The organism is Bradyrhizobium sp. Kon58, from assembly GCF_055807455.1.
Map to the genome: position 1 here is coordinate 457416 of NZ_JBVVOT010000001.1, position 25004 is coordinate 482419.

The following is a 25004-nucleotide window of genomic DNA, read 5'->3' on the forward strand; positions in this document are numbered from 1 at the left end:
AAGGCATCCAGCATGAACAAGATCGATCTCAACGGCCGTGTCGCCATCGTCACCGGCGGCGCGCAGGGTTTTGGCCGCGCCATCGTTCAGCGCTTCGTCGCCTCCGGCGCCAACGTCGCGATCTGGGATTTTGATGCAGCCCTCGCCGAGAAGACGGCAAAGGAAATCGGCGACAATGCCCGCGTCTTCAAGGTCGACGTCACCGATGCCGCGGCCGTCGAGCAGGCCCGCGACGCGACGCTTGCCGCCTTCGGCAAGATCGACATCCTCGTCAACAATGCCGGCATCGCCGGCGTCAACAAGCCGGTCTGGGAGACCGATCTCGAGGAATGGCGGAAAGTTCTGCGCATCAACCTCGACGGCCCCTTCATCGTCTGCAAGGCGATCGTGCCCGCGATGCTCAAGCAGAAATACGGGCGCATCGTCAACATCGCCTCGATCGCCGGCAAGGAAGGCAATCCCAACGCCTCGCACTATTCGGCGTCCAAGGCCGGCTTGATCGCGCTGACGAAGTCGCTCGGCAAGGAACTGGCGGCACATGACATCCTCGTCAATGCGGTGACGCCCGCGGCTGCGAAGACCGCGATCTTCGACCAGATGACGCAGCAGCATATCGACTTCATGCTGTCGAAGATTCCAAAAGGCCGCTTCGTGCTGGTGGACGAGCTCGCCGCGATGGTGGCGTGGCTTTCGTCCGCAGATTGTGCCTTCTCCACCGGCGCGGTGTTTGATATTTCCGGGGGACGGGCGACGTACTGAGGCAACGGCCGTCCGAAGGGGTGCACCATGCGGTTTGGACGGCGGGATTTTGTGAAGCTCGCAGCGGGCGCGCTGCCGTTGCTTTCGCACGATGCGCTTGCGCAACTTGCGCCCAACCCGGCTAGCATCCGCGCGCCCTCGCCGGCCGAGCGCGACGCCATGGCACGGCTCGCGCACAGCTTCATGGGCAAATACGGCGTGCCGGCGTTGTCCTTTGCGATCGGCTATGCCGGCAATGTTGTCTACGAAGACGCCTTCGGTGTTGCTGATGTCGAGCGGAACGAGGCCGTGACGCCGCGGCATCTGTTCCGGATCGCCAGCGTCAGCAAGATGATCACGTCGGTCACGATCTTCCGCCTGATCGAGGAGAACCGCCTCAAGCTGACAGACAGCGTGTTCGGCCCAGGCGCACTGCTCGGCACCGACTATGGCCAACCGCCCTACTCGCCCGGTATCGACCAGATCACGCTCGAGCATCTGCTGACGCACACCGCCGGCGGCTGGAGCAACGACAACCGCGATCCCATGTTCAGTCATCCCCGGATGGATCATGCCGGGCTGATCGCCTGGACGCTCGCCAACCGGCCGCTCGACCGCCCGCCGGGGCAGCGCTACGCCTATTCTAATTTCGGATATTGCGTGCTCGGCCGCGTCATCGAGAAGCTCACCGGCTGGCCCTACGCCGAGCATGTCCGCAGTGAGGTGCTGGCGCGCTGCAGCGTCACCGACATGACGATCGCGGGCAATACGCGCGAGCAGCGCCAGGCCGGCGAAGTCGTCTATTACGGCCAAGGCGAAAAATCCCTACGGCATGAACGTCCCGCGGATGGATTCCCATGGCGGCTGGATCGCGACGCCGGCGGACCTGGTTCAGTTTCTGATGCATGTCGACGGCTACACGAAGCCCGCGAACATCCTACGGCCGCGCACCATAGAGATCATGACCACCGCGCCCGCTGACAGCCCGAACTACGCCAAGGGCTTTTGCGTCAACAGGTCGGACAATTGGTGGCACAATGGCAGCCTGCCGGGCACCAGCACCATTGCGGTCAGAACCCATGGCGGCTTCTGCTGGGCCGCCTTCACCAACACCAGACGGGGGAATTCGAGCATGGATGGCGATCTCGACAATCTCAACTGGAACATGGCGCGTCAGGTCGCCGAGTGGCGGGTCGCATGATCCGGGAAGGCGGATGCCTGTGCGGCGCGGTGCGGTTCAAGGCGGAAGGTGAGCCGCTCAACGTTCGCATCTGCCATTGCCGCATGTGTCAGAAGGCGATGGGCTCGCCCTACTTCGCCCGCGCGCAGTTCGACCAGCGCGCGCTGACCGTCGAGGGCGACACCGCCCGCTATGCATCCTCCGAGAACATCGACCGCGTGTTCTGCAAGCACTGCGGCACGCGCCTGTTCGCCTGGCGGCGCAACGGCACGCTGGCTGGCGTCGCGCTGGCGACGTTCGACGATCGCAACGCGTTTGTACCGACCGAGCACATCTGGGTCAGCGAAAAGATGGGCTGGGTGACGATCGAGGACGGCATGATCCGATATGAGGGGACGATCCCGACGTAGCTCATCCGGCGCCAAGGCTCGACGTCATGGCCGCCGGTCTCGCCGATCATTTGCAGCGTGGCATTTCGGAGCCGGCCACCCTATGTTGGGGTGAAGCGTTGCTGCACCACCGGTTGGCTGGGTCGGCTGCAAGACCGCAGGCAAACCGGGACGGACGAGCCGTGAACATTTCTTTGTATGACCTCTCGGTGTGGGTGCTGCCGCTGGTGCTCGCCATCACATTCCACGAGGCTGCGCACGCCTTCGTCGCATACCGTCTCGGTGACGACACCGCATGGCAGCTCGGCCGTGTCAGCTTCAACCCGCTCCGCCACATCGACCCGTTCGGCACGCTGATATTGCCGGCGATGCTGCTGTTCGCGCATTCGCCGTTCCTGTTCGGCTATGCCAAGCCTGTGCCGGTGAATTTCCGCAAGCTCAACGACCCCAGGCTCGGCATGGTATGGGTGGCGCTGGCCGGGCCCGCCACCAACATCCTGCTGGCGCTGACCGCAGCTCTTGCCCTGCACGCCCTCCCCTGGGCTCCGGCCAACTCGGCGCAATGGATCTTCGACAATCTCAAGAACGCACTGCTGATCAACGCGGTGCTGGCGGTGTTCAACATGATGCCCATCCCGCCGCTCGATGGCGGGCGCGTCGCGGTGGGGCTGTTGCCCCGCGCGCTCGCCTTGCCGCTGGCCCGGCTCGAACCGTTCGGGATGCTGATCCTGATCGGCTTGCTGATCCTGCTACCGCTGGCGGGCTCCCAGTTCGGTCTAAATCTTGATGTTATTTCAGCAATACTGCGAACGTTGACCGGTTATGTGATTCAGGGTGTTCTCATTCTGACCGGCAATGCGTAGTTGAACAGCGACACACCCGAACACAAGCCGAAGGGCTCGAGGCCGACTTGGTCAAAGCTGCCGATATGCTGATCGCGCGACGCGCCGACACCCGCGCCCGCGCCGATTTCGCCACCTGGAAGATGATGGCCAAGCTCAACGGGTCGTCCGCGCTGCCTCCGGGGGCGCAGGAGTTCCTCGTGAGCTACAAGAACCTGCAGGCGCAGATGAACGAGGGCGAGGCTACCGAGGCCACCATCGGTGCCATCTACAAGGCCTACTATGCCGAGATGGGCGGCGCGGGAACCCCGCCTGACGTCCGCCCCCGGGCGGCCGAACCGGCGGCGGACAATGTTACCGCTTTCCGTCGCCCAGACCCGAAGCCGAAGAAGACCAGTTTCTTCGCGGCAGCGACCGCTGGCGCAACCCAGAAACGGCCGCTCCCGGTGGCGCTGATCTTCGCCTGCCTGGTCGTGGTCTATGTCGGGATCAGGCTCTACTGGCGCTGAGCCGACTTCTTCTTTTTCTTTGCGTCCGGCGGCGTGAAGATGATGTCGACGGTGCGCTCGAACCGGTCGTCGGTCAGGCTGGCGGGCGGCTGCGGGATGGGATCGGATTTGCGGACAATCGAGATCGCCGCCGCATCGTAAGCTGCATCCCCGGACGACTCGACAACGTCGACTGAAAGCACGTTGCCCCGTCGGTTGATCGCAAAGCTAACCTTGACCTTCTGATTGTTGGGCTCCTTGCCCTCCGGGTTGACCTTGTGGGCCGTGAGATGCGCGCTGATCTTGCGATTCCAATCCGCCGTGAGCTTCAGAATGTCCTTGCCGATGCCGAGCACGGGCGCCAGCGCCTTCTCGGCCTCGCGCGCGTCCTCGTCGAGCGTCTGCCGCGCCGTCGCAACGGACTTCGGCGAGGCTTCCGCAGCGGGCGTTTCGACCGCCGCAATCTTCGGATCCTCGTCCTGCGGCTTCTTCGAGATGTTCTCGGTGACGACCCGATCGGGATCGTCGACCTGTTGCGACTGATCCTTTGGAAGCTCGGTTTCCTTGGTCTCGGCCTTTTGCTCGGGAAGCGCCTGCTGTTCCTGCATCGCTTCGCTATCCGGTCCCGGCGGAAGGTCGGTGTCGGGCGCCTTCGGCGAGGCCATCTCGACAGCGAACTCCGCGCCGGCCGCGCCGAGGCCATCGTCGCCGTCATCGGCCCGCAGGTGCGCCAGCGCGAGCGCGGCACCACCGAGATGGAGCGCGAGCGCCGCCAGAGCTGCCAAAATCCAAAGCGTCCGGGCTGGTCTGGACTCGTCCGACATCGCGGGCCTCTAAGGCTGAGCGGCGCCTGCCGCAGGCGCTCCCGGAGCGCCTTCCAGCGCAACCAGCTTCACCCGCGAATAGCCGCCTGAGCGCAACAGCTCCATGACGCCCATCAATTCGCCATACGGCACCGAGCGATCGGCGCGCAGGAAGACATACTTGTCCTTGCTCATGTCGGACAGACCGTCCAGCGTGCCGATCAACTCGGCGCGGTGAACCGGGTTCTCTCCGATGGCAAGCGTCAAATCGGGCTTGATGCTGAGATAGGTCGGCTTGTCCGGCTTCTTCTGCGGCGTCGCACTCGACGTCGGCAGATCGATCGGCAGGTCGACGGTCGACAGCGGCGCTGCGACCATGAAGATGATCAGCAGCACCAGGATGACGTCGATGAACGGCGTGACGTTGATTTCATGCGTTTCGCCGAAATCGTCGTCGTCATCATTGTCTGCGAGCGAAACGCCCATGGTTCACTCCGCCGCGCGCGAATGCACGCTGCCGTGGCTGCGGTCGAGATCGCGCGAGAGCAACCGCCCCGCAGCGCCCGAGGCACGGCTGACGAGCTCGAGATAGCTCTTCGTCACGCGCGAGAAGTAATTGTAGATGATGACGGCGGGAATGGCGGCGACCAGACCGATCGCGGTGGCGAGCAGCGCCTCGGCGATGCCGGGCGCGACGACGGCGAGGTTCGTGGTCTGCGACTTCGAGATGCCGATGAAGCTGTTCATGATGCCCCACACCGTGCCGAACAGGCCGACGAAGGGCGAGGTCGAGCCGATGGTGGCGAGCACGCCCATGCCGACGCGGATGCGCCGCGCCTCCGCGCGCATGATCTCGGAGAAGCTCGAAGCCGCCCGCTCCTTGATGCCGGTGTCGCTGGAGAGCCCGGCCGACATCCGCGCCTCCCGCAGCGCCGCCGCCAGGAAGGACGGCAGGATGCCCTCCTTGGCGCCGAGCGCCATCTGCGCTTCCGCGAGCGAGCGCGCCTCTGCGATCTTCTTCAGCGCCGAACGAAGCTTGGTCGCGGCGATCGACAATTCGATCGACTTGGCGATCAGCACCGTCCAGGTCATCAGCGATGCAAAAGCGAGCCCAATCATCACCGCCTTCACGATGATGTCCGCCGACTGGAACATCACCCAGGGCGACAATTCCTTCATGGCGGGCGCGATGCCGGCCGCCGGATCGGACTTTGCGGGCGCGACAGCTTGGGGCGCCGCAGGCGGAGCAACAACCGGGGCCGGGCTGACCGCGGACGGCTGAGCCGTCGACTGGACCGGTGCCGCGGGCGCGGCTTGTGTCTGGGCAGAAACAGGGGATGCAAGCCAGGCGGCCGCCAGCACCAGAGCTGCGGCAAGGCTTGCTTGGAAGGACATGATCTTCATACTTCGGCCCAGTAGCGAATGAGGTTGTGATAGATACCCGTCAATTTGACCGTTTCGGGATCGTCACGCCCGAGCCGTTCCACCAGCGCCTGTATCGCGGTGTCGAGGTCAAAGATCATGCTCCGGGCTTGATCGTCCCGTATCATGCTCTGAAGCCAGAAGAAAGACGCAACCCGCGTTCCCCTGGTCACCGGCGTCACGAGATGGAGGCTGGTCGAGGGATAGAGCACGCAGTCCCCGGCCTGCAACTTGACTTCGTGCGAACCGTAGCTGTCCTCGATCACAAGTTCGCCACCGTCGTACTCCTCCGGCTCGGCCAGGAACAGCGTCACCGACAGGTCTGTGCGGATGCGAAGGCCGGTCAGGCGGTCGCCGCGGATGGCATTGTCGACATGCAGGCCGAAATGGTGGCCGCTGCTGGCCGCATAGCGGTTGAACAGCGGCGGGAATATCTGGAGCGGGATCGCCGCCGCGATGAAGCGCGGGTTCGACGTCAGCGCCGAGATGATGCGGTTGCCGAGTTTTCGCGCGATTTCGCTATCGGGCGGCAGTTGCTCGTTGCGCTTGACCATGGCCGACTGCGAGCCGGCGGTGGAACGGCCGTCCTCCCATTCGCTGGCGTCCATGATGCGGCGGAAATCCGCCACATCATCTTTGCTCAGAACGTTTTCTATGCATGTCAGCATGAAACTGGCTGTCGCTCCATCAGTAGCGCGCCGAGAGCACCACATAGGCGGCACGGCCCGGTGCTTCCAGCACGAAGGGCGCAGCGCTCTGGTACAGCGCGTCGTAATAGCGTTTGTCGAAGATGTTGTTCACGAACAGCTTGACCTGCCAGTTCTTGTTGATCTTGGCCTCAGCAAACATGTCGAAACGCCAATAGCTCGGAAGCGACGTGCCCACGTTCGCCGCGAGCAAAGTGCCGCCGTAGATCTTCGAACGGTAGACCGCCTGTCCACCCAGTTCCCAGACGTCGGTGAGCTGGTACTTCGTGAGCAAGCTGAAGGACTCATGGGCGACGTTGGCGAGCGGACGCCCGACATTTGTCGGATACAGCGCCTTGTTCGCCGACGGCGCCAGCGACTGCGTCACCTCCGACTGCATCAGCACGAGACCGCCGAACACGCTCCACTTGTCGGTGATCTTGCCACCGATACCGAGATCGATGCCGCGGATGCGGTAGGCTGCACCGGCGGTAATGCAAGATATGTTGCCGGTCGTTCCGGTCGGATAGACGCATCCCAAGGGCGCAGCGGCGGCCGCACTACCGACGTTCTGCGACTCGCGCGCATTGTCCTTGGTGGTCTGGAACAGCGCCGCGGTGAGCAAAAGATGACGATCGAACAGCTCCCATTTGGTGCCGAGTTCGATCGCCTTGTTTTTCTCGGGCCCGAAGATCTGGGTGTTGCCGCCGGCGAGAGTCGGATTGAAGGCGCCATAGGGCGTGCTGGTGCCGTCGAACTCGGCACCGACGGGGTTCGCCGAAGTGGCATAGGCCACATAGACGCTGCCGTTCGGAGCAGGCTTGAGCGTCAGCCCGAGATTGAAGTTGGGGATCAGGAATTCCGCCGACTGCTGGCCGAGCGTGCCATTTGCCGCATAGCCGGATGAATTGATGCTGTAATTGTCGTAGCGAAAGCCGCCGTTGAGGATCAGCAGGTCGCGATAATTCGCGCTGTCCATGACGTAGCCGCTGACGGTGTCGATGCCGACGCTGATGGGCAGACCTGCCAGTGCGAGCGCTTTGCCTGGCAGATAAGTGTCCTGGGGAGAGAACACACTGACGCCCGTCGGCGAGCCACCTGGCGTTACGAGAACACCATTTCCCTCCGAGGTAAGCCCGAGGTACTTATCGATCGACGATCTCTCGCGATCGACTTCGATTCCTGCCAGCGCGGTATGCTTGAAGCCGGCCCCATCCTGGAATTTGTAGGTCGCCTCCGTCTGGTTGGCGAGCACGTCGGTGATCTGCAGGCGGCTCTGCGGATTCATCGTGAGCGTCGACGCCGAGAGCGGAGTGGCGATGACCGGGCTCTCCGGCAGCGTTCCGACATAATTCTGCGTCGAACGCGACGCGCGGAACTTGTTGCTGACGATCAGGTCCGGGGTGATCTGCACCTCGGCGTTGAGCGTGCCGATGTCCTGACCGGTCCGGAAGAAGTCCCGGTTGATCTGACCATACCAATTGTTGCGGTTGGCACCGAAGTCCGGGAATGGACCGCCGGCGGTGGTCGAGGTGCTCGGCCGATAATAGGGCACACCGAAGTCCGGAACTCCCGTCAATTCGGTATGGATGTAGCCAGCGGTGACCTTGACGGCGTCGACAGGCTTCCAGGTCGTCGCGACGAAGGCGCCGTTGCGGTCGTCCTTGACGTAGTCACGACCGGCGACATTGGCGTCCTGGAACAGACCGCCCGCGCGAACGGCGAGCGTCGGATTGATCACCTGGTTGACGTCGAGCGTGACACGCTTGGTCTGGTCGGTGCCAAACGTCGTGTCCATGTTGTAGAAGCTCTTGTCCGAATTTGCCTGCTTGGTGACGATGTTGATCGCACCGCCAGCGACACCGCGGCCGGAAAAGGTCGAGCCGGGGCCCCGCAGGATCTCAACTTGCTCGGTGAAGAAGTTCTCACGAACGCTCACGCCGGAATCGCGTACGCCGTCGATGAAGATGTCGTTGCGAGCATCGAAGCCGCGAATGAAAAAGCGGTCGCCGAACGCATTGCCGCCCTCGCCTGAACCGAGCGTCACGCCGGCCGTGCTCAGAATCGCCTGCTTCAGCGACGTGGCGTTCTTGTCCGCGAGCACTTCCTTGCTGAGAACCGTGATGGATTTCGGCGTATCGACCAGCTTCTCCGGGAATTTTCCGCCGGCCTGCACGTGATCGACCTTGTAGGGCGCGGCCGGATCCGCATACGGATTGGCGTCGGCCGAACCGGACGGCCGGGTGGGAGCGGTCTGCTGCGCCGCCTGCTGCCGCTGCGCGGCGCGGCGAAGCGCATTGCGCGCGCGGACCTGGTCCGCCGTCGGCTTCGAAGCCACCGGGCGCGGACGCGCGACCGGCGCATCGACCGTTACCGGCGGCAGGTTCGACTGCTGCGCCTCCGCACCGCTCGACACCGATGCTGCCGCGATCAGGCCCGCGACAGCGGAGACCTTCTTGCCGGAAACGCCCGTGAACTTTTCATCGAATGCTGCGACCGAACGCAACGACTTCGGTGCGACCACCTGCCCCATTACCAAACACGCCCCATATTCCTGTTCGCCCATTCACTTCGATGAGCGATTGGAGTGTTGGTATCGGCCGCAAAATAGCGGGTCAATGCGAGCAAGCCGCGAGAACGCTTGAATAAGTCCAGATCAAAACGATTCTAAACTGCAGTTTCAAATCGTTCTAAATCAAGATTGGATTTGTTCTAAAGAGAGCGCGAGAATCGGCGGTCGCGCGCGCATCGTCAATCGCTGCTGGGCGGCTTCATCAGCGAGAACAATTCGTCGACGGTCTTCTGCGCCACCGCGCGCACGCGATCGCTGTCGTCCATGCCGGCAATGTTGACGCCGCCGACGACGGCTCTGATCTCGTCGCGGAAGTCGGTGAGAAAGCGCAAGGGATCACGCTGCTCGTTGGCGACGCGTGCGATCAGTCCCGTGATCAGGATCTGACACGCGATCAGCTTGCCGTTCAGTTCGTCCATGCTGCGCTCCCGTTGTGGAGCGCCGATATGACTGATGCCGGTTTTCCTGACAACCGAAACGGCCTCCGCACGATTTAGAACCGTTCTCGCGAGCCGACGCCTTGCGGCCTATGCGCAGCGCCGCTCGGTCCAGAGCACACCGCTTTCGAGCATTGCACAAGCTTTGCACGCTGATCGTTCCTGACAGGAAAATGCAGCACTGCACACCGTAGTGACACGGAGCTGCCTAGGCAGTGCAAAGCTTTCCAATTGTTTAGGATTCTCAGCCGATAGTGCTGTTTACACTGGAACTTGGCGTGTATTATACAAGCGCCCTGGAACCCTATGATTGCCTCATAATTCGTAGCTTAAGGCATAAGAGCCGACACGAGACGATATGAAAAAGTCCCGGCCGATCCTCTGGATTCTGATCATCGCGGCCGTGGCCTCCGCGGGTTACTATGGTTGGCAGAAATTCGGCGCGCCCGACGCCGGGAAAACCCAGACCGCACAGAAGGGGCCGCAGCGCCCGCCCGCCGTCCCCGTGAGCGTTTCCCCGGTCCAGAAGGTGGACTTTCCGGTTTACCTGACCGGTCTCGGCACGGTTGCGGGCTTCAACACCGTCCAAGTCCGGACCCGGGTGGATGGCCAGATCGACAAGATCGCCTTCACCGAAGGCCAGATCGTCAAGGAAGGCGAGCTTCTCGCCTCGATCGATCCCCGCCCCTATCAGGCCACGCTCGACCAGGCCAAGGCCAAGAAGGCGCAGGACGAGGCAAATCTGGCCAACGCCAATCTCGAGCTCCAGCGCGCCATGAAGCTCGGCGAATTCGCCACCGCCCAGCGGGTCGACACCCAGCGCTCCACGGTCGCCCAGCTCACCGCCCAGATCGCCGCCGACGAAGCTTCGATCTCCAACGCGCAGACCCAGCTCGACTACACCCAGGTCAAGGCGCCGATCACCGGCGTCGCGGGCCTGCGCCAGGTCGACGTCGGCAACATCGTCAACGCCTCGACGCAGACCGGCATCGTCACGATCTCGCAGGTCGAGCCGATCTCGGTGATCTTCACGGCGCCGGAAGATCAGTTGCCTTATATCAGCGAGGGCCAGAAGGCCGGCGCACTCAGGGTGATCGCCTTCACCACCGACGGCAAGAAGACGCTGGCCGAGGGCAAGCTCGCCGTCATCAACAACCAGGTCGACACCAGCAGCGGCACGATCCGGCTCAAGGCGGTGTTCGACAACAAGGACCACGCGCTGTGGCCCGGGCAGTCGGTGTCGACGCGCCTGCTGGTGCGCACTCTGAAGGATGCGACCGTTGTCCCGGATGACGCGGTCCAGCACTCCACCAATGGCCTCTACGCCTATACCGTCAATCAGGACAGCAAGGCCGAGGTGCACAAGATCAAGGTTAGCTACGCCATCGACGGACGTTCGGTCGTCGACGAAGGGCTGGCGCCCGGGCAGCAGGTGATCACCGGGGGCCAATTCAAGGTCCAGCCCGGAAGCCTCGTCTCCACGGCCGTGGCGAGTACGGATCCGGCGCAGAACAAGGTTCGACAGGAATGAACGCGGGCGGGATTTCGGCACCTTTCATCCGTTATCCCATCGGCACCTCGCTGCTGATGGCCGGCATTCTCTTCGTCGGTCTCGTCGCCTATCCTCTGCTGCCCGTCGCGCCCCTGCCGCAGGTGGACTTCCCGACCATCCAGATCACCGCCAATCTGCCGGGCGGCAGCCCCGAGACCATGGCCTCGTCGGTGGCCCAGCCGCTCGAACGGCAATTCGCCCAGATCCCGGGCATCGCCCAGATGACCTCGACGAGCTATCTGGGCACCGCGTCGATCACCATCCAGTTCGATCTCAACCGCAGCATCGACGGCGCCGCCAACGACGTGCAGGGCGCCATCAACGCCGCGAGCGGTCAGCTGCCGAAGAACCTGCCCTCGCCACCGACCTACCGCAAGGTCAACCCGGCCGACGCTCCGATCCTGCTACTGTCGGCGACCTCCGAGACATTGCCGCTGACCAGTGTCAGCGACGCGGTCGACGCCCAGCTCGCCCAGCAGATCAGCCAGCTCTCCGGCGTCGCGCAGGTCTTCATCGGCGGCCAGCAGAAGCCCTCGATCCGCATTCAGATCGACCCGGCGAAGCTCGTCGCCAAGGGCCTGTCGATGGAGGACGTGCGCAGCCAGATCGCGATCACCACGGTCGACAGCCCGAAGGGTAACATCGACGGTCCGAAGCGCGCCTACACGATCTACGCCAACGACCAGCTCACCCAGGCCAAGGACTGGAACGACGTCATCATCGCTTACCGCAATGGCGGTCCCTTGCGAATCCGCGATGTCGGCCAGGCGGTCAGCGGCGCCGAAGACGCCAAGCAGGCGGCCTGGGCCAACGGCAAGCGCGGCGTGTTCCTGGTGATATTCAAGCAGCCGGGCGCCAACGTCATCGAGACTGTCGACCGGATCAAGGCCACCCTGCCTCGCCTCGTCGCCGCGATCCCGCCCGCGATCAAGATAGAGCTCATCAGCGACCGCACCACGACAATCCGCGCCGCGGTCGAGGACGTCCAGTTCACGCTGCTGCTGACCATTGCGCTGGTGGTCATGGTCATCTTCATTTTCCTGCGCAGTTTCTGGGCGACCGTCATTCCCACCATCACGGTGCCGCTGGCGCTGCTGGGCGCGTGCGCCTTGATGTGGGTCGTCGGCTATTCGCTAGACAATCTGTCGCTGATGGCCCTCACCATCGCGGTCGGATTCGTGGTCGACGACGCCATCGTGATGCTCGAGAACATCACGCGCTACATCGAGGAAGGCGAATCGCCGATGGCGGCCGCCTTCAAGGGCTCCAAGGAAATCGGCTTCACCATCGTGTCGATCAGCATCTCGCTGGTCGCGGTGCTGATTCCGCTGCTGCTGATGGGCGGCATCATCGGACGCCTGTTCCGCGAATTCGCCGTCGTCCTGGCGATGACGATCTTCGTCTCGATGTTCGTGTCGCTGACCCTGACCCCGATGATGGCCTCGCGCTTCCTGCGCGCCCATGGCGAGGTCACCCACGGCAAGTTCTACCAATGGAGCGAGCGCGGCTTCGATGCGATGCTGCGCGGCTATGAATGGGTGCTCGACCATGCCCTGAGCTGGCGCCGCACGACGCTCACGATCTTCTTCGCGACCCTTGCCCTGTCGATCTATCTGTTCGTCCTGATCCCGAAAGGGTTCTTCCCGCAACAGGACGTCGGCCTGATCACCGCGACCTCGGAAGCCTCCCAGGACATCTCGTTCGCGGAGATGCAGCGTCGCCAGGTCGAACTTGGCAAGATTGTGATGGACGATCCCGACGTCGCAACGATCGCAATGAACATCGGCGGCAGCGGCCGCGCCGGCAACAACGGCAACATGTTCATTACGTTGAAGCCGCTCAGCGTCCGCAATGCCTCTGCGCAGCAGATCATCGCCCGGCTGCGTCCCAAGCTCGAGAAGGTGTCCGGCGCCCGCCTCTACATGCAGGCGGCCCAGGACGTCCGGCTCGGCGGCCGGCCGACGCGTACGCAGTTCGAGTTCACCCTGCAGGACGCCGATCTCGCCGAGCTCAATGACTGGGCGCCGAAGATCCTCGCCAAGATGCAGACCCTGCCGCAACTGCGCGACGTTGCGACAGACCAGCAGACCCAGGGCACCACGGTTCAGCTCAAGATCAACCGCGATACTGCAGCGCGTTACGGAATCCAGCCGCAGCTGATCGACGACACGCTGTACGACGCCTTCGGACAGCGCCAGGTCACGCAGTATTTCACCCAGCTCAACACCTACAAGGTGATCCTCGAGATCCTGCCGGAGATGCAGGGCAGCCTCGAGAGCCTGAACAAGCTCTACCTGAAATCTCCGCTGACCGGCGACCAGGTGCCGCTGTCGACCTTCGCGACCTGGAGCACCGATCCGGTGCGCCCGCTCTCGATCAGCCACCAGGGCCAGTTCCCGGCGATCACGATCAGCTTCAACCTCGCCCAGGGCGTCGCGCTCGGCCAGGCCACCGAGGCCGTGCAGAAGGCGATGGCCGATCTCGGCGCGCCGCCGACGCTCAATTCGAGCTTCCAGGGCACGGCACAGGCGTTCCAGCAATCGCTCGGCACCGTACCGCTCCTCATCCTCGCCGCGCTGGTCGTGGTCTATCTGATCCTCGGCATCCTCTACGAGAGCTACATCCATCCGATCACGATTCTGTCGACCCTGCCCTCGGCCGGCGTCGGCGCGCTCGCGATCCTGATGGCGGCGGGCTTCGAGTTCAGCCTCATTGCTTTGATCGGAGTCATTCTGCTGATCGGCATCGTGAAGAAGAACGGCATCATGATGGTGGACTTCGCCATCGCCGCCGAGCGCGACGAGCACAAGACGCCGGCGGAATCGATCCGGCAGGCGGCGCTGTTGCGCTTCCGTCCGATCATGATGACGACGATGGCTGCCCTGCTCGGCGGCGTGCCGCTGATGCTCGGCCACGGCACCGGCGCCGAGATTCGCCAGCCGCTCGGCTACGCCATGGTCGGCGGTCTGATCGTCAGCCAGGCGCTGACGCTGTTCACCACCCCGGTCGTCTATCTCTATCTCGACGAGCTCAACAACTGGTTCTCGGGCTGGGGCCGTAAGGGTGACGGCGAAGGCGACGAGACGGTCGAGCACGGCAGCGTTAAGGAAGCTGCCGAGTAGTAGCTTGCACCGCGCGCCTCGCGACGTTACAGCGAGGCCCTCGGTTCACGTCAACGCGGTTTTGCTATGTGCATGCAATCCAGACTTGTCGCCCTTGCCGCCGCTGTCCTGTTGTCGGCGAGTGCCGCGCATGCCCAGCAAGGCGCCAAGAAGAGCGCGGCTCCCTCTGCCCCGGCGGCACAGCCCGCGCCGGCTCCGACGCAGCCGCAGGCTGACGGCGCTGCGGCGCAGCAGCCCGGCTGGGTCGTGCGCTGCACCAGCGTCAGCCGCGACGCACCGCTCGAATGCGCGATGGAGCAGAACGCGGTGCTCACCAAGACCGGCCAGACCATCGTCCTGATCAACATCCGCATCGCGCCCGACACCCGCACACCCGTGGCGCTGCTGCAATTGCCGCTCGGCCTCAACCTTCCCATCGGCGCCAAGCTCCAGGTCGACGACGGCAAGACGGTCGATCTCCCAATCCAGACCTGCGAGAACCGCGGCTGCTACGCCTCGACGCCGATCGCGCCAGACCTGCTTGCGACCTTGCGGTCGGGCAAGCAGCTCAAGGTCTCCTTCCAGAACATGGCGAAGGAAACGATCGCGATCCCGATGCCGCTGAGCGATTTCGCGGCGGCCTACGACAAGATCAAGTAGCTCTTTCGCGCGTTCACTGCCGCGCCATCTGCGCGTTGCCGACGGAGTCGCCGTCGAGCTTCTGGTCGTCGTGCATGATGACAGTGACGCGCGAAAGCAAGTGAAACGGCTAGCCACGATGCTGCTGCATGGGCAAGCACCGATGTGTAGGCCGGGTCGGCGCCCTCACTCCACGGGATCGCTCGCCCTCAGCAGCGTCGTGAAGCCGCCATAGATCATGCGCTTGCCGTCGAACGGCATGCCCTCCAACTTCAGCCGCGGGTCCGCCATCACCTTCTTGTTGACGGCGTCGCGAGTCTCCCGGTCGCGATAGACGATCCATGAGAACACCACGATCTCGTCCTCCTTCGCCATCACCGCGCGCGGAAACGAGGTCAGCTCGCCATAGGGCACGTCGTCGCCAATGCATTCGACACAATCGACCGCACCGTGCTCCATCCAGATCGCGCAGGCCGTTGTCGCCAGCGCCTTGTAGGCCTCGATGTTGTCCTTCGGCACGGCCAGCACGAAACCATCGACATAGGGCATCACGGATCTCCTTGGGTTGTGTGTCCGGAGGACGATCCAGCGCGCGGCGGCCCGACTCGTCGTGGCACCCACAAGGTGAGGCAAACTGTCGCGAGCAATTCGTGCGCTACTTCACATTCGTCCGTCGCGGCTCCGTGACATCATCCCTGACGTTTGCATCCGCACAGCCGCTATTTCAGATTGTATTTGGGGAGGCCGCTTTCATGAGGACCCGCCTGTCGTTGCTTTGCGTCCACGGCGTCGGTCACGCGGAGATCGATGCCGGGTTTCAGCAGTCCTGGTCCGAAGTCATCACGCGTGCCGTCGAGCAGGTCGACCAGGGAGTCCAGCTCGATATTGATTTCGTTCGCTATGACGATCTGTTCGAGAAGGCCCCGCTCAATTCCCTCACCTACGCCGCGGCCGCGGCCAAGCTGCTGGCGAGCGCGGTCGTTCACGGCATCGGCGATCTCCTGACTGGCGCACGCGGCATCGGCGACATCCCCGCCGTCATCAAATGGACCGCAGGCATGATCGCCCAGTGGTCAACCGACGAACAGCTCCGCAAGGACCTCCGCCAGCTCATTCTCGACAAGATCGACGGCAAGACCTACGACATGGTCCTGGCGCACAGCCTCGGCTCGCTGATCTGCTACGACACCTTCCTGCACGACGGCGACGCGATCAAGGACGCGATCTTCGTCAGCTTCGGCTCGCAAATCGGCAACCCGGCGGTGCGCGACGTCTTTGCCGGCCGCATTCAGCCCCTAACCTGCCGAAAATGGTATCACCTCTATAATCCCGGCGATCACGTGCTGACCTATCCGCTCGACATTCGTGCGGATAATTACCAGCAGGTCATCGTGTCCTTCGACGTTCCCAACGACGCGCTCAATCACGATGCGACGTGGTACCTGTCGCACACCAGCACAATTGCGACCGTCTGGCATGACGGCGTTCCGACGCCTGCCCCGCGTGCGATCGTGAGCGCCGCGCGCGAGATGGCGAGCCTTGCTGTCAAACCCGGCCGCCGCGCGCTGCTGATCGGCATCAACGACTATCCTGACCCGGCCAGCAGGCTCGAAGGCTGCGTCAACGATGTGTTCCTGATGAGCTCGGTGCTCCAGGAGAGCGGTTTCGAGCCGGAAGATATCCGCATCGTTCTCAACGACCGCGCGACGACGCAAGGGATCATGGACCGGTTGCATTGGTTGCTCGACGGCGTTCGTGGCGGCGACGAGCGCATGCTGTTCTATTCGGGGCACGGCGCCCAAATTCCCCGCTACAACATCCAGGGCGAGCCTGATCACGTCGACGAATGTCTCGTTCCCTATGATTTCGACTGGTCCCCGGCCCACGCCATTCTGGACCGCCAGTTCGCCGAGCTGTACTCGCAACTGCCCTATGACAGCTATTTCGTGGCGATGTTCGATTGCTGCCATTCGGGCGGGTTGACGCGCGACGGCGGTCCCCGTGTCCGGGGCTTGAGCCCTCCAGACGACATCCGCCACCGTGCGCTGAAGTGGGATGCGGCCGAGCGGATGTGGGTGCCGCGCGACTTCACGCCTCTGAACAGGAGCCTGAACGACAGGAAAAATGGCGCCGACTTCCTCGGGGAGAACGGGGCAACACAACGGCTGGGGCGCGCCATGATGCTGCGAACCAAGCCGGACAAGGACTACGACAAGACGCGCAAGGAGCTCGACCATCTCGGCCCGTACATGCCGATCCTGCTCGAGGCCTGTCAGGAGCAGCAGCTCTCCTACGAATACCGGGACGGCGCGACGTCTTACGGCGTCTACACCTACTCCATGGCCGGGACTCTGCGCGAACTGAGGGCCAAGGGCGAAAATCCCTCGTTCAAGACGCTCAACGAGCTGGTCACGGAGAAACTGAGGCGGATGCGATACAGCCAGACGCCGAATCTGGTCGGCGCCAAGGTTCGCTGTGCGGCTCCCGTGCCGTGGGGCAATTCGCAAGGCGCGGCGTCCGCCAGGCCTGCTGCGAAAACACCGTCCAGGCGGCCGCGTAAGACGGGGCGCAAGCAGGCGCCGGCGACAAAGAAGGCGACGAGAAAGAAGAGATAGCAAAGCATCGCGCGATCAGGCTAGGGCACGCACCGTCCCCGGCACCATCTATCGTGCGATGCCGGACGAGATGGCGCTGCGCGTCTACCAGGCCAACAGGAAGACCTATGATCCGATCCTGAAGCGGCGCGACCTTTCCGAGGCCTTCTCCAAGATCAAGGCGTCGGTGCTGCTGATCTCCGGCTGCCAGGACAACCAGCTCTCGCAGGACGGCACATTCAACGGCCTGTTCACGGGAACGCTGAAGGCGGTCTGGAACGGCGGGACATTCAAGGGATCTTACCGGCGCTTCCACACCGCCATCGGCGCCAAGATGCCGCCGGATCAGTCACCCAAACTGTCGCTGGTGGGCGCCAGCAATCCGGCCTTCATGGCCGCCCGCCCCTTCACCCTGGCCAAGACGAAGAAGCCCGTAGCGAAGAAAAAGAAATCAGCAGCGAAAAAAGCAAAGAATCCGGAGCGGAGAAATTCGAGGTAGCGCCGAGACGGCGCAGCGGGGAAACAGAAAGGCGCCGGAATTGGCTGGGGAACTAGGATTCGAACCTAGACAAACAGAGTCAGAGTCTGTTGTGCTACCGTTACACCATTCCCCAACGGAATAGCCGAACAAATTCAATGGCTTATTGAACAGCCCGGCTGGGGCCGGAAGCGCATTCGGCGCAAATCACGGCTCAGGCGTGGCAGCGTTCTACCCGCTCGGCCGTGGGCTGGCAAGCGCTGCAGTGGATGGGCTGCGTGCCTCCCCCGGAGATCCCGCGGACAGCTACTCCAGCTTGATGTTGGCAGCTTCGATCACCTTCTTCCAGCGCGCCGTTTCCGCGGCGATATAGGCCGCGAACGGTTCGGAATCCACCGCAGCCGCGGTTGCGCCGAGCTCGGCCATCTTCTGCACCGTCTCCGGCTGCTGCATGAAGGCGCGGATCTCGGCCGAGAGCTTTTCGACGATCGGCTTCGGCGTCGCGGCGGGAACGAAGAAGCCATGCCAGGCGACGGCCTCGAAGCCGGGCAGGAATTCGGCGACCGCGGGCGTTTCCGGATCGAAGGCGGCGCGCTTGGGCGTTGCGGTCGCAAGCATCGCGAGCTGGCCGGTTTTCACCTGCGGCAGCAGCAACGGCACGTTGTCGAAGGCCAGATCGATCTGGCCACTGAGCAGATCCGTCAGCATCTGGCTCGAGCCCTTGTAGGGCACGTGCACCATCCTGGTGCCGGTCATCTGCTGAAACAACTCGCCGGCAAGATGCTGCGAAGTGCCGACGCCGGCCGAGCCGAACGAGACCTTGTCCGGGTTCGCCTTGAGATAGGCGATCAACTTCGGCACGGTGCGCGCCTTGATCTTGTCGGGGTTGACGACGAGAACGTTGGGCACCACGCTGATCTGGGCAACCGGCGCCAGATCCTTGTCCGGTTGGTAACTGAGCTTCGGTCCGTAGAGAGTGGGGTTGATTGCGAGCGCGGACGTGCTGGCAAGCCCGAGCGTGATGCCGTCAGGCGCCGACTTCGCCAGCCGCGTCACGCCGAGGATCGAACCGGCGCCGCCGACATTCTCGACCACGAACGGCTTGCCGAACTTCAGTTGCAGATGGTTCGAGACCATACGTGCGAAAATGTCCGCGGTGCCGCCGGCGGCGAAGGGAACGATCACGGTCACCTGCTTGGACGGATAGCCGTCCTGGGCCTTCGCCGGCGACGTCGCCAGCAGCGCGGCCGAGGCAAGAACAAGCCACATCGATCTCATCGAAGTTTCCTCTGCATTTCCTGTTGTTGATTGGCTGACGCGCGCGTGCGCGGAGATGGCTAGAACGCGACCTCGTACATGCTCAGGATCGCATCCCGGCCGAGGTCGCGCGGATTGTTGTCGAGCAGGCGGCGAATTGCGTGCGCCTCGCCAGCCATCACGCCGAGATCGTCCCGGGGCACGCCGAGTGCGGACAGCCGCATCTCGATTCCGAGATTCCTGCAGAATCCATAAGTCGCCTCGAACGCAAGCTTCGCATCACTCTGCGCCGGCAGTCCGAGTGCCGCCAGCACCGCCACCGTCTTCGCCTCGGCCGCCGGCATGTTGAACGCCAGCGTATGCGGGAAGATCACCGCGCAGGCGAGCCCATGCGCCACATGATGGCGCGTGCCGAGCGGATAAGCCACCGCATGGCCGGCGGTCGTGTTCACCGGTCCGAGGCAATAGCCGCCGTACAGCGAGGCCAGCGCCAGACCCGCGCGCGCCTCACGATCGCCGCCGTCGGCGACCGCGCGCTTGAGATATTGGCCGACCAGCCGGGCGCCTTCGAGCGCGTAGAGGTCGATCGCCGGATGCGCCTTGCGGCTGGTATAGGCCTCGACGCAATGCGCCAGAGCATCGACGCCGGTGGCGGCAGTGACCTCCTTCGGCACGGTCATCGTCAGGTCCGGATCCACGATGGCGATATCTGCCAGCATGAAGCGGCTCTGCACCGCCTGCTTGTTCTGGCTGACGGGATCGGTGACGAGCGCGCGGGTGCCGGCCTCGCTGCCGGTGCCAGACGTCGTCGGAATCTGCATCAGCGCCACGCTGCGGCCGGCCACCTTCTCGGGACCGATGATATCGGCAAAGGCTACCTCGGAGGTACACAGCACCGCGACCAGCTTGGCGAGATCCATCGCACTGCCACCACCGAAGCCGATGACGAGATCGGGTTTGACGTCGCGCGCCATCGCCACGGCCTTGTCGAGGTTGGGCAGGTCCGGCTCGGGCTTGACCTCGCCGAACACCTTCACTGCACCCGGCAGCGCCAGCGTGTCGACACGGCGCGCGTTGAACGGATCGGAAATCACGAGCGGTCGTTTGGCGCGAATGCGCTCGGCGAAGCGCGCCGCTGCGGCGATCGTGCCGCAGCCGAACTCGAGGACGGTCGGACGAAGGATTTCGATGGGTGTGAAAGCGTTGGTCATCGTCGCGATCGATCTCATGATTTGGATGCGGAGGCGCCCACGGCCAGCCGTTCGGCATAGTCGATGGCCTCGATCAGGCTGTGCTCGTTGGCGATGCCCTTGCCGGCGATATCAAAGGCGGTGCCATGATCGACGGAGGTGCGGATGATCGGCAGGCCCAGCGTGATGTTGACGCCGGAGAGCTCCTGCCAGCGCCCGGTCGCAGGATCGATCTGGAAGCCGAGCAGCTTGACGGGGATGTGCCCCTGGTCGTGATACATCGCCACCACGGCATCGTACTGGCCAGCCCGCAGCTTGACGAAGACGGTGTCGCCGGGCACGGGACCGACGACATCAAGGCCGTCGGCGACCGCCCTCGCAATCGTCGGCGCGGACACGTCGATGTCCTGCCGGCCGAACAGGCCGCCCTCGCCGGCGTGCGGATTGAGCGCGGCGATGGCGATCTTCGGCTTGGCGATGCCGAGCCTGAGCAGCGCATCGTTGGTGAGGTCGATGACCATGCGCAGGCGCTCCGGCGTCAGACGCTTCGGCACGTCCTCGAGCGCCACGTGGGTCGAGACATGGCTGACGCGCATGTTGCCATGGGCGAGCAGCATCACCGAGCCGCGCACACCGGTGAGATGCGCCAGCATCTCGGTATGACCGGGGAAATGATAGCCAGCCTTGTTGAGCGCTTCCTTGTTGAGCGGTGCCGTGACGATGGCCGCGGTCCGTCCCGCCTGCGTCAGGCGGACGCCCTGCTCGATCGCCTTGTAGGCAAAACGGCCGCCATCGGCCGAGAGCACGCCGGGCTTGATCGGGTTGCCTTCGGCGTCGGCCTGGAGGAAGCACAGGTTTGGCCACTCGCGATCGTCGGGCGTAACCTCCGGGATCGCAATGCCCGCACCGAGCGTGGCTTTCGCACCATCGAGCGCCGCGCCGCTGCCGATGATCAACAGACGCAGATCGCCCGTCGCGATCCGGTCCTTCAGGCCGACGCAGGCCTTGACGATGATCTCCGGCCCGATTCCGGCCGGATCGCCCATGGTGATGGCAAGATGGCGAGAGGTCATGTCGGACTCTCCATGTTGAGCAAATGATTGGTCCGAAGCAGATCGCGCCACAGCTCGCTGGGGCCGAACGCGCCGGATTTCGAGATCACATCGACGCCGGCCCAGCGGCCGCCCTGCAAGATCGAACGCGGCAATCCCGGCACGATACGTCCTGTCACCTGCAACGCATGCGCGCCGAGGGCAACGCATGCGGCTTTCAAAGTCTCTCCGCCGGCAACGATCAGCGTACCCGGCGGTTCAAGTGCCGCGATCAGCGCCGTCATCTCGCGCGCGATCCGTCGCGCTGCCTCGGCGCGGGTCAGACCGTCGGCGAGGGAGAACCTGACCAGCGCAACGCCGTCGGCGGCCAGTTTGCGCTGGACGCGCGGCGTGCCCTCGGCTCCCGCAAGCGTGATGGTTGCCTCACCGCATGCTGCAAGTTGGGAGGCGGTGGCAACCTGGTCGGAGCCGAACAGCCCCAGCACCGGCAGCTTCAACTGGTCCGGCGCATCGGCGCGATGACTGCGGGCGAGCGCGCCGGCCAGCCCTCCGCTGCCGCACCAGAGCACGGGCCCCGGCATGCGCCGTCCCATCTCGACCACACGATCGAGCTCGATATCGCTCTCGGCATCGAAGACCTGAACGCCGCCCTGCGAGAGCGTATCGGCCCGGCCCTGCCGCGCTTCGATGCCCTCCACCTGCAACTGGGTCAGGAGATTCTCTCCGACACGATGCCAGTCGCCCTGCACCGTACGCGCAAATTGCTGTCCACCCACGGTGCGGCGCCCCTGATAGTCGAAGGCGGGTGCGACAACGCATGACGCCCAATGGCCGCTGCGCAGGCAGGCCCCGAGCTCAGCGGCCCATGAGCCACGCAGCAGGCTGTCGACCTTCTTGTAGGCGATCGTCCCACCCTGAAGCCGCGGCGCCAGCCGTCCGACGATCTCGGTGCTCTCGGCCTTCGACCGCTCGCGGCTGCCGCTGTCGATTGCGAGGCTTCCGGAATCCTGCGACGCAGACGCTTCCGGCCAGGTGACGTTGAACGGTCCGCACAGGCCGACAAACTCCGCCGCGGTGTCGAGCGCACCGGTGAGATCATCGGCAAGCAGGCGGACGCTCGTCATCGTCGCGCGCCTCCGGCATTGAAGATCTTACCCGGGTTCATCAGGCCCTTGGGATCGAGCAATTGCTTGATATCGCGCATCAGCTCGATCTCGAGGGGATCGGTGACGCGGGCAAGCCGGCTGCGATTGGTGATCCCGATGCCATGCTCGGCACTGATCGCCCCGCCCTGCGCCACGGTCTCGTCGTCCACGATCTCGTTGATCTCAGCCACCAGCGCGGCCATCGCATCCGGATTCCGGCCATGCGCGCGGTCGATCAGGGCGATCACGTGGATGTTGCCGTCGCCGATATGGCCGTGCATCACGACGCGCGCATGCGGCACGGCGGCGTTGATCCGGGCCTCGACATTGGTGACGAAGGCGGCCTGACGCTCCAACGGCACCACGCTGTCGTGCGACACGACATAACCGCTGCGCTTGTTGCCTTCGGACACGCTGTGCCTGACGGCCCAGATCGCCTTCGCCTGCGCCAGGTTGGACGCCAGGATGACGTCTTCGGCGAGCCCCGCCTCCATCGCCTCCACGAGCACCGTGCCGAGCGGCTCATCAAGGTCGACGCCCGCGAGCGTGTCGGTCAGCTCGACGATCAGATACCACGGCGTCGTCAGCTCGAACGGGATCGTGACATGCGGCACGGTCTCAGCGATCGCCTCGATCTGTGATCGCGACATGATCTCGAGACTGCCGAGCCGGTCGCCGACCGCACCGCGCAGGCGTTGCATGATCTCCAGCGCCTGCTCGACGCCCTGCAATTTGAGCAGCGCCAGCGCCGAGCTGCGCGGTGGCGAGAACAATTTCAGCACGGTAGCGGTGACAATGCCGAGCGTCCCCTCTGCGCCGATGAAAAGCTGCTTGAGCGCGTAACCTGTGTTGTCCTTGCGAAGCGCACGCAGGCCGTTGAAAATTCTCCCGTCGGGCAGCACGACCTCCAGCCCGAGCACGAGATCGCGCGTCGGCCCGTAGCGCAGCACGGCCGTGCCGCCGGCATTGGTCGAGATGTTGCCGCCGATCTGGCAGGAGCCCTCGGCACCCAGGCTCAGGGGAAAATAGCGATCGACGTCCCGGGCCGCGTTCTGCACCTCGGCGAGAATGCATCCGGCCTCGACCGTGATGGTGTTGGCAAGCGGGCTGACGTCGCGCACGGCCCGCATCCGGTCGAGCCGGATCACGACATTGCCCGCACGATCATCCGGGGTCGCGGCGCCGCACATCCCGGTGTTGCCACCTTGCGGTACGATCGCGAGCTGCCTTGCCGCACAGTACTCGACGACGGAGGCGACCTCCGCGGTCGAGCCGGGCTTCACCACGGCGGCCGCGCGACCGTGATAACGCCCGCGCCAGTCCACGACGTACGGCTCCTGGTCGGGCCCGGACGCAATGACGTTCTTGTCGCCGACGATGGCGGCAAGCCCGGTCAACGCATCACGGAAAGGGTCGGACATCGGATCGCCTCGTCGCGCGCCGCGCTAGGCAGCGATTGCCGTCGCGTTCGCGAGCAGCTGTTTGACCTGCTCCGACGGCAAGGATTCCAGCGGCGGCCGCAGGCGCTGCCATCCGGCATGGCCGGTGCGCTCGGCCACCAGCGCCTTCAGGGAGGCCATCTGCGGGAAACGCGAGACCAATTCGCGCGCCTTCACGATGCGCGCCTGCGCAGTCTTGAGTGCCGCGTCGTCGTCGCTATCGCGAAAATGCTTGTAGACATAGGCGAGATCGCGCGCGACGAGATTGGAAGTGGCGGTGATGCAGCCGGCGCCGCCCTTGCGCAGCAGCGGCAACAGCAGCGGATCGGCCCCGACCAGGACCGAAAAGCCCGGGAAGCGCTCGACCATCGCGGTCATGTTGGCGAAGTCGCCGGAGGAATCCTTGATGCCGGTGAAGGTGGACGGATAAGCCGCGCGCAGCCGCTCAATCAGGGCATGCGAGATCGGCTGCGCCGACATCTGCGGGATGTGATAGAGCACGACCTTGAGCCTGGCATCGCCGATGCGCTGCACGACTTCGCTGTAGGAGGCGAAGATGCCGTCATCGGTGACGCCCTTGTAGTAGAACGGCGGCAACATCACGACGGTATCGACGCCGACCGAAAGCGCGTGGCGCGTCAGGGCAATGGTCTCGCTGAGCGCGGCAACGCCGGTGCCCGGCAGCAGCCGCTGCGGTGCGTTGCCGGCGGCGACCACCGCCTCGAGCAGTGCCATGCGCTCGGCTGCCGAGAAGGAGTTCGCCTCGCCTGTCGTGCCCAGCAACGCGATGCCATCGCAGCCCTCGTCCAGAAGATGGCGGCAATGCGCGATGAAGCGCGCATGATCGGGGGCGAGCTCGGCGTCGAGCGGCGTCAGCGCGGCGGAGAACACGCCATGAGGGTGCAGCGATGATGTCGACAAACTTCCTCCGATCGTCAAATCAATATTGTTCGGAATGCGAACATTTGTTATTGGCTTGACCTGTCGTAAAATCAGCTTG

Annotated in this window: 22 protein-coding genes, 1 tRNA gene and 1 pseudogene; 10 read left to right on the forward strand and 14 right to left on the reverse strand. The window is 64.1% G+C overall.

The features are described from left to right. Window positions 1-12: 12 nt before the first annotated feature. The 5 genes and pseudogenes from AC0L20_RS02305 (at window position 13) to AC0L20_RS02325 (ending at window position 3658) form a co-directional block, all read left to right on the forward strand. A complete protein-coding gene (locus AC0L20_RS02305) occupies window positions 13-759 on the forward strand; it encodes an SDR family NAD(P)-dependent oxidoreductase (protein WP_473287259.1) in 747 nt (248 codons plus the stop codon). 183 nt (window positions 760-942) lie between these two features. Further along, a pseudogene (locus AC0L20_RS02310) lies at window positions 943-1939 on the forward strand (serine hydrolase domain-containing protein). After that, window positions 1936-2328 (forward strand): GFA family protein, encoded by a 393-nt coding sequence (locus AC0L20_RS02315; protein WP_473287260.1) that lies wholly within the window; start codon window positions 1936-1938, stop codon window positions 2326-2328. The pseudogene AC0L20_RS02310 and the gene AC0L20_RS02315 overlap by 4 nt, the downstream one beginning before the upstream one ends. Before the next feature lie 161 nt (window positions 2329-2489). Then, window positions 2490-3170, forward strand: a complete 681-nt coding sequence (locus tag AC0L20_RS02320) for a site-2 protease family protein (protein ID WP_473287465.1) — start codon at window positions 2490-2492, stop codon at window positions 3168-3170. A 65-nt stretch (window positions 3171-3235) separates the two neighbouring features. Then, window positions 3236-3658 carry a hypothetical protein gene (locus AC0L20_RS02325; protein WP_473287466.1) on the forward strand — a complete coding sequence of 141 codons (423 nt, stop codon included), beginning with the start codon at window positions 3236-3238 and terminating at the stop codon, window positions 3656-3658. Here the strand turns inward: AC0L20_RS02325 and AC0L20_RS02330 are convergent. The 6 genes from AC0L20_RS02330 to AC0L20_RS02355 form a co-directional block, all read right to left on the reverse strand. Then, entirely contained in the window at window positions 3646-4461 is an 816-nt protein-coding gene (locus AC0L20_RS02330) for an energy transducer TonB (protein ID WP_456764781.1), read from the reverse strand. The genes AC0L20_RS02325 and AC0L20_RS02330 overlap by 13 nt on opposite strands. 9 nt (window positions 4462-4470) lie before the next feature. After that, window positions 4471-4926, reverse strand: coding sequence for a TonB system transport protein ExbD (gene exbD / locus AC0L20_RS02335; protein WP_018459254.1), 456 nt, complete (start codon window positions 4924-4926; stop codon window positions 4471-4473). Window positions 4927-4929: 3 nt separating this feature from the next. Beyond that, window positions 4930-5844: a tonB-system energizer ExbB gene (gene exbB / locus AC0L20_RS02340; RefSeq protein ID WP_473287261.1), complete on the reverse strand. Its 915-nt coding sequence runs from the start codon at window positions 5842-5844 to the stop codon at window positions 4930-4932. Further along, window positions 5841-6530 carry a Fe2+-dependent dioxygenase gene (locus tag AC0L20_RS02345; RefSeq protein WP_473287262.1) on the reverse strand — a complete coding sequence of 230 codons (690 nt, stop codon included), beginning with the start codon at window positions 6528-6530 and terminating at the stop codon, window positions 5841-5843. The genes exbB and AC0L20_RS02345 overlap by 4 nt, the downstream gene beginning before the upstream one ends. Window positions 6531-6549: 19 nt before the next feature. Continuing rightward, a complete protein-coding gene (locus tag AC0L20_RS02350; protein WP_473287263.1) occupies window positions 6550-9081 on the reverse strand; it encodes a TonB-dependent receptor in 2532 nt (843 codons plus the stop codon). 218 nt (window positions 9082-9299) lie between these two features. Then, window positions 9300-9539, reverse strand: a complete 240-nt coding sequence (locus AC0L20_RS02355) for a hypothetical protein (protein WP_456764784.1) — start codon at window positions 9537-9539, stop codon at window positions 9300-9302. A 376-nt stretch (window positions 9540-9915) separates the two neighbouring features. Here AC0L20_RS02355 and AC0L20_RS02360 point away from each other — a divergent pair, with 376 nt between their 5' ends. From AC0L20_RS02360 to AC0L20_RS02370, 3 genes are all read left to right on the forward strand, one after another. Beyond that, complete coding sequence (locus AC0L20_RS02360; RefSeq protein ID WP_473287264.1) at window positions 9916-11088, forward strand: efflux RND transporter periplasmic adaptor subunit; 1173 nt, start codon at window positions 9916-9918, stop codon at window positions 11086-11088. Further along, window positions 11085-14231 carry an efflux RND transporter permease subunit gene (locus AC0L20_RS02365; RefSeq protein ID WP_456764786.1) on the forward strand — a complete coding sequence of 1049 codons (3147 nt, stop codon included), beginning with the start codon at window positions 11085-11087 and terminating at the stop codon, window positions 14229-14231. The genes AC0L20_RS02360 and AC0L20_RS02365 overlap by 4 nt, the downstream gene beginning before the upstream one ends. Window positions 14232-14297: 66 nt before the next feature. Next, on the forward strand, window positions 14298-14870 hold the full coding sequence (locus AC0L20_RS02370) for an invasion associated locus B family protein (protein ID WP_473287265.1): 573 nt from the start codon (window positions 14298-14300) through the stop codon (window positions 14868-14870). A 165-nt stretch (window positions 14871-15035) separates the two neighbouring features. On the opposite strand, the gene AC0L20_RS02375 is transcribed toward AC0L20_RS02370, so the two are convergent. Next, window positions 15036-15398 carry a DUF1428 domain-containing protein gene (locus tag AC0L20_RS02375; protein WP_473287266.1) on the reverse strand — a complete coding sequence of 121 codons (363 nt, stop codon included), beginning with the start codon at window positions 15396-15398 and terminating at the stop codon, window positions 15036-15038. A 203-nt stretch (window positions 15399-15601) separates the two neighbouring features. Here AC0L20_RS02375 and AC0L20_RS02380 point away from each other — a divergent pair, with 203 nt between their 5' ends. Together AC0L20_RS02380 and AC0L20_RS02385 are read left to right on the forward strand one after the other, a co-directional pair. Beyond that, window positions 15602-17464 carry a caspase family protein gene (locus tag AC0L20_RS02380; protein ID WP_473287267.1) on the forward strand — a complete coding sequence of 621 codons (1863 nt, stop codon included), beginning with the start codon at window positions 15602-15604 and terminating at the stop codon, window positions 17462-17464. Then, entirely contained in the window at window positions 17379-17942 is a 564-nt protein-coding gene (locus AC0L20_RS02385) for a CocE/NonD family hydrolase (RefSeq protein ID WP_473287467.1), read from the forward strand. Before AC0L20_RS02380 ends, AC0L20_RS02385 begins: the two co-directional genes overlap by 86 nt. A 41-nt stretch (window positions 17943-17983) precedes the next feature. Here AC0L20_RS02385 and AC0L20_RS02390 read toward each other — a convergent pair. The 7 genes from AC0L20_RS02390 to AC0L20_RS02420 all read right to left on the reverse strand — a co-directional run bounded on the left by AC0L20_RS02390 (window position 17984) and on the right by AC0L20_RS02420 (window position 24925). After that, window positions 17984-18057 (reverse strand) — tRNA-Gln (locus AC0L20_RS02390). Window positions 18058-18227: 170 nt separating this feature from the next. Then, window positions 18228-19199 (reverse strand): Bug family tripartite tricarboxylate transporter substrate binding protein, encoded by a 972-nt coding sequence (locus AC0L20_RS02395; protein WP_473287268.1) that lies wholly within the window; start codon window positions 19197-19199, stop codon window positions 18228-18230. A gap of 59 nt (window positions 19200-19258) precedes the next feature. Continuing rightward, on the reverse strand, window positions 19259-20389 hold the full coding sequence (locus tag AC0L20_RS02400; protein ID WP_473287269.1) for an iron-containing alcohol dehydrogenase: 1131 nt from the start codon (window positions 20387-20389) through the stop codon (window positions 19259-19261). 14 nt (window positions 20390-20403) lie between these two features. Further along, a complete protein-coding gene (gene pdxA, locus AC0L20_RS02405) occupies window positions 20404-21441 on the reverse strand; it encodes a 4-hydroxythreonine-4-phosphate dehydrogenase PdxA (protein ID WP_473287270.1) in 1038 nt (345 codons plus the stop codon). Further along, window positions 21438-22544 carry a four-carbon acid sugar kinase family protein gene (locus AC0L20_RS02410; RefSeq protein WP_473287271.1) on the reverse strand — a complete coding sequence of 369 codons (1107 nt, stop codon included), beginning with the start codon at window positions 22542-22544 and terminating at the stop codon, window positions 21438-21440. Before AC0L20_RS02410 ends, pdxA begins: the two co-directional genes overlap by 4 nt. Beyond that, the gene (locus tag AC0L20_RS02415) at window positions 22541-23986 is read right to left on the reverse strand and encodes an FAD-binding oxidoreductase (RefSeq protein ID WP_473287272.1); all 1446 of its coding nucleotides are present in this window, start codon (window positions 23984-23986) and stop codon (window positions 22541-22543) included. The genes AC0L20_RS02410 and AC0L20_RS02415 overlap by 4 nt, the downstream gene beginning before the upstream one ends. A 24-nt stretch (window positions 23987-24010) precedes the next feature. Continuing rightward, window positions 24011-24925, reverse strand: a complete 915-nt coding sequence (locus AC0L20_RS02420) for a dihydrodipicolinate synthase family protein (RefSeq protein WP_473287273.1) — start codon at window positions 24923-24925, stop codon at window positions 24011-24013. Between the last annotated feature and the right edge of the window lie 79 nt (window positions 24926-25004).

Bases quoted from the DNA above. Each gene is read 5' to 3' on its own strand.
- AC0L20_RS02350 (WP_473287263.1), bottom strand. From the start codon at position 9,081: ATGGGGCAGGTGGTCGCACCGAAGTCGTTGCGTTCGGTCGCAGCATTC.
- AC0L20_RS02365 (WP_456764786.1), top strand. From the start codon at position 11,085: ATGAACGCGGGCGGGATTTCGGCACCTTTCATCCGTTATCCCATCGGC.
- AC0L20_RS02355 (WP_456764784.1), bottom strand. From the start codon at position 9,539: ATGGACGAACTGAACGGCAAGCTGATCGCGTGTCAGATCCTGATCACG.
- AC0L20_RS02360 (WP_473287264.1), top strand. From the start codon at position 9,916: ATGAAAAAGTCCCGGCCGATCCTCTGGATTCTGATCATCGCGGCCGTG.
- pdxA (WP_473287270.1), bottom strand. From the start codon at position 21,441: ATGACCTCTCGCCATCTTGCCATCACCATGGGCGATCCGGCCGGAATC.
- AC0L20_RS02400 (WP_473287269.1), bottom strand. From the start codon at position 20,389: ATGACCAACGCTTTCACACCCATCGAAATCCTTCGTCCGACCGTCCTC.
- AC0L20_RS02375 (WP_473287266.1), bottom strand. From the start codon at position 15,398: ATGCCCTATGTCGATGGTTTCGTGCTGGCCGTGCCGAAGGACAACATC.
- AC0L20_RS02345 (WP_473287262.1), bottom strand. From the start codon at position 6,530: ATGCTGACATGCATAGAAAACGTTCTGAGCAAAGATGATGTGGCGGAT.
- AC0L20_RS02395 (WP_473287268.1), bottom strand. From the start codon at position 19,199: ATGAGATCGATGTGGCTTGTTCTTGCCTCGGCCGCGCTGCTGGCGACG.
- AC0L20_RS02305 (WP_473287259.1), top strand. From the start codon at position 13: ATGAACAAGATCGATCTCAACGGCCGTGTCGCCATCGTCACCGGCGGC.
- exbD (WP_018459254.1), bottom strand. From the start codon at position 4,926: ATGGGCGTTTCGCTCGCAGACAATGATGACGACGACGATTTCGGCGAA.
- AC0L20_RS02380 (WP_473287267.1), top strand. From the start codon at position 15,602: ATGAGGACCCGCCTGTCGTTGCTTTGCGTCCACGGCGTCGGTCACGCG.
- AC0L20_RS02415 (WP_473287272.1), bottom strand. From the start codon at position 23,986: ATGTCCGACCCTTTCCGTGATGCGTTGACCGGGCTTGCCGCCATCGTC.
- exbB (WP_473287261.1), bottom strand. From the start codon at position 5,844: ATGAAGATCATGTCCTTCCAAGCAAGCCTTGCCGCAGCTCTGGTGCTG.
- AC0L20_RS02325 (WP_473287466.1), top strand. From the start codon at position 3,236: ATGCTGATCGCGCGACGCGCCGACACCCGCGCCCGCGCCGATTTCGCC.
- AC0L20_RS02410 (WP_473287271.1), bottom strand. From the start codon at position 22,544: ATGACGAGCGTCCGCCTGCTTGCCGATGATCTCACCGGTGCGCTCGAC.
- AC0L20_RS02315 (WP_473287260.1), top strand. From the start codon at position 1,936: ATGATCCGGGAAGGCGGATGCCTGTGCGGCGCGGTGCGGTTCAAGGCG.
- AC0L20_RS02330 (WP_456764781.1), bottom strand. From the start codon at position 4,461: ATGTCGGACGAGTCCAGACCAGCCCGGACGCTTTGGATTTTGGCAGCT.
- AC0L20_RS02370 (WP_473287265.1), top strand. From the start codon at position 14,298: ATGTGCATGCAATCCAGACTTGTCGCCCTTGCCGCCGCTGTCCTGTTG.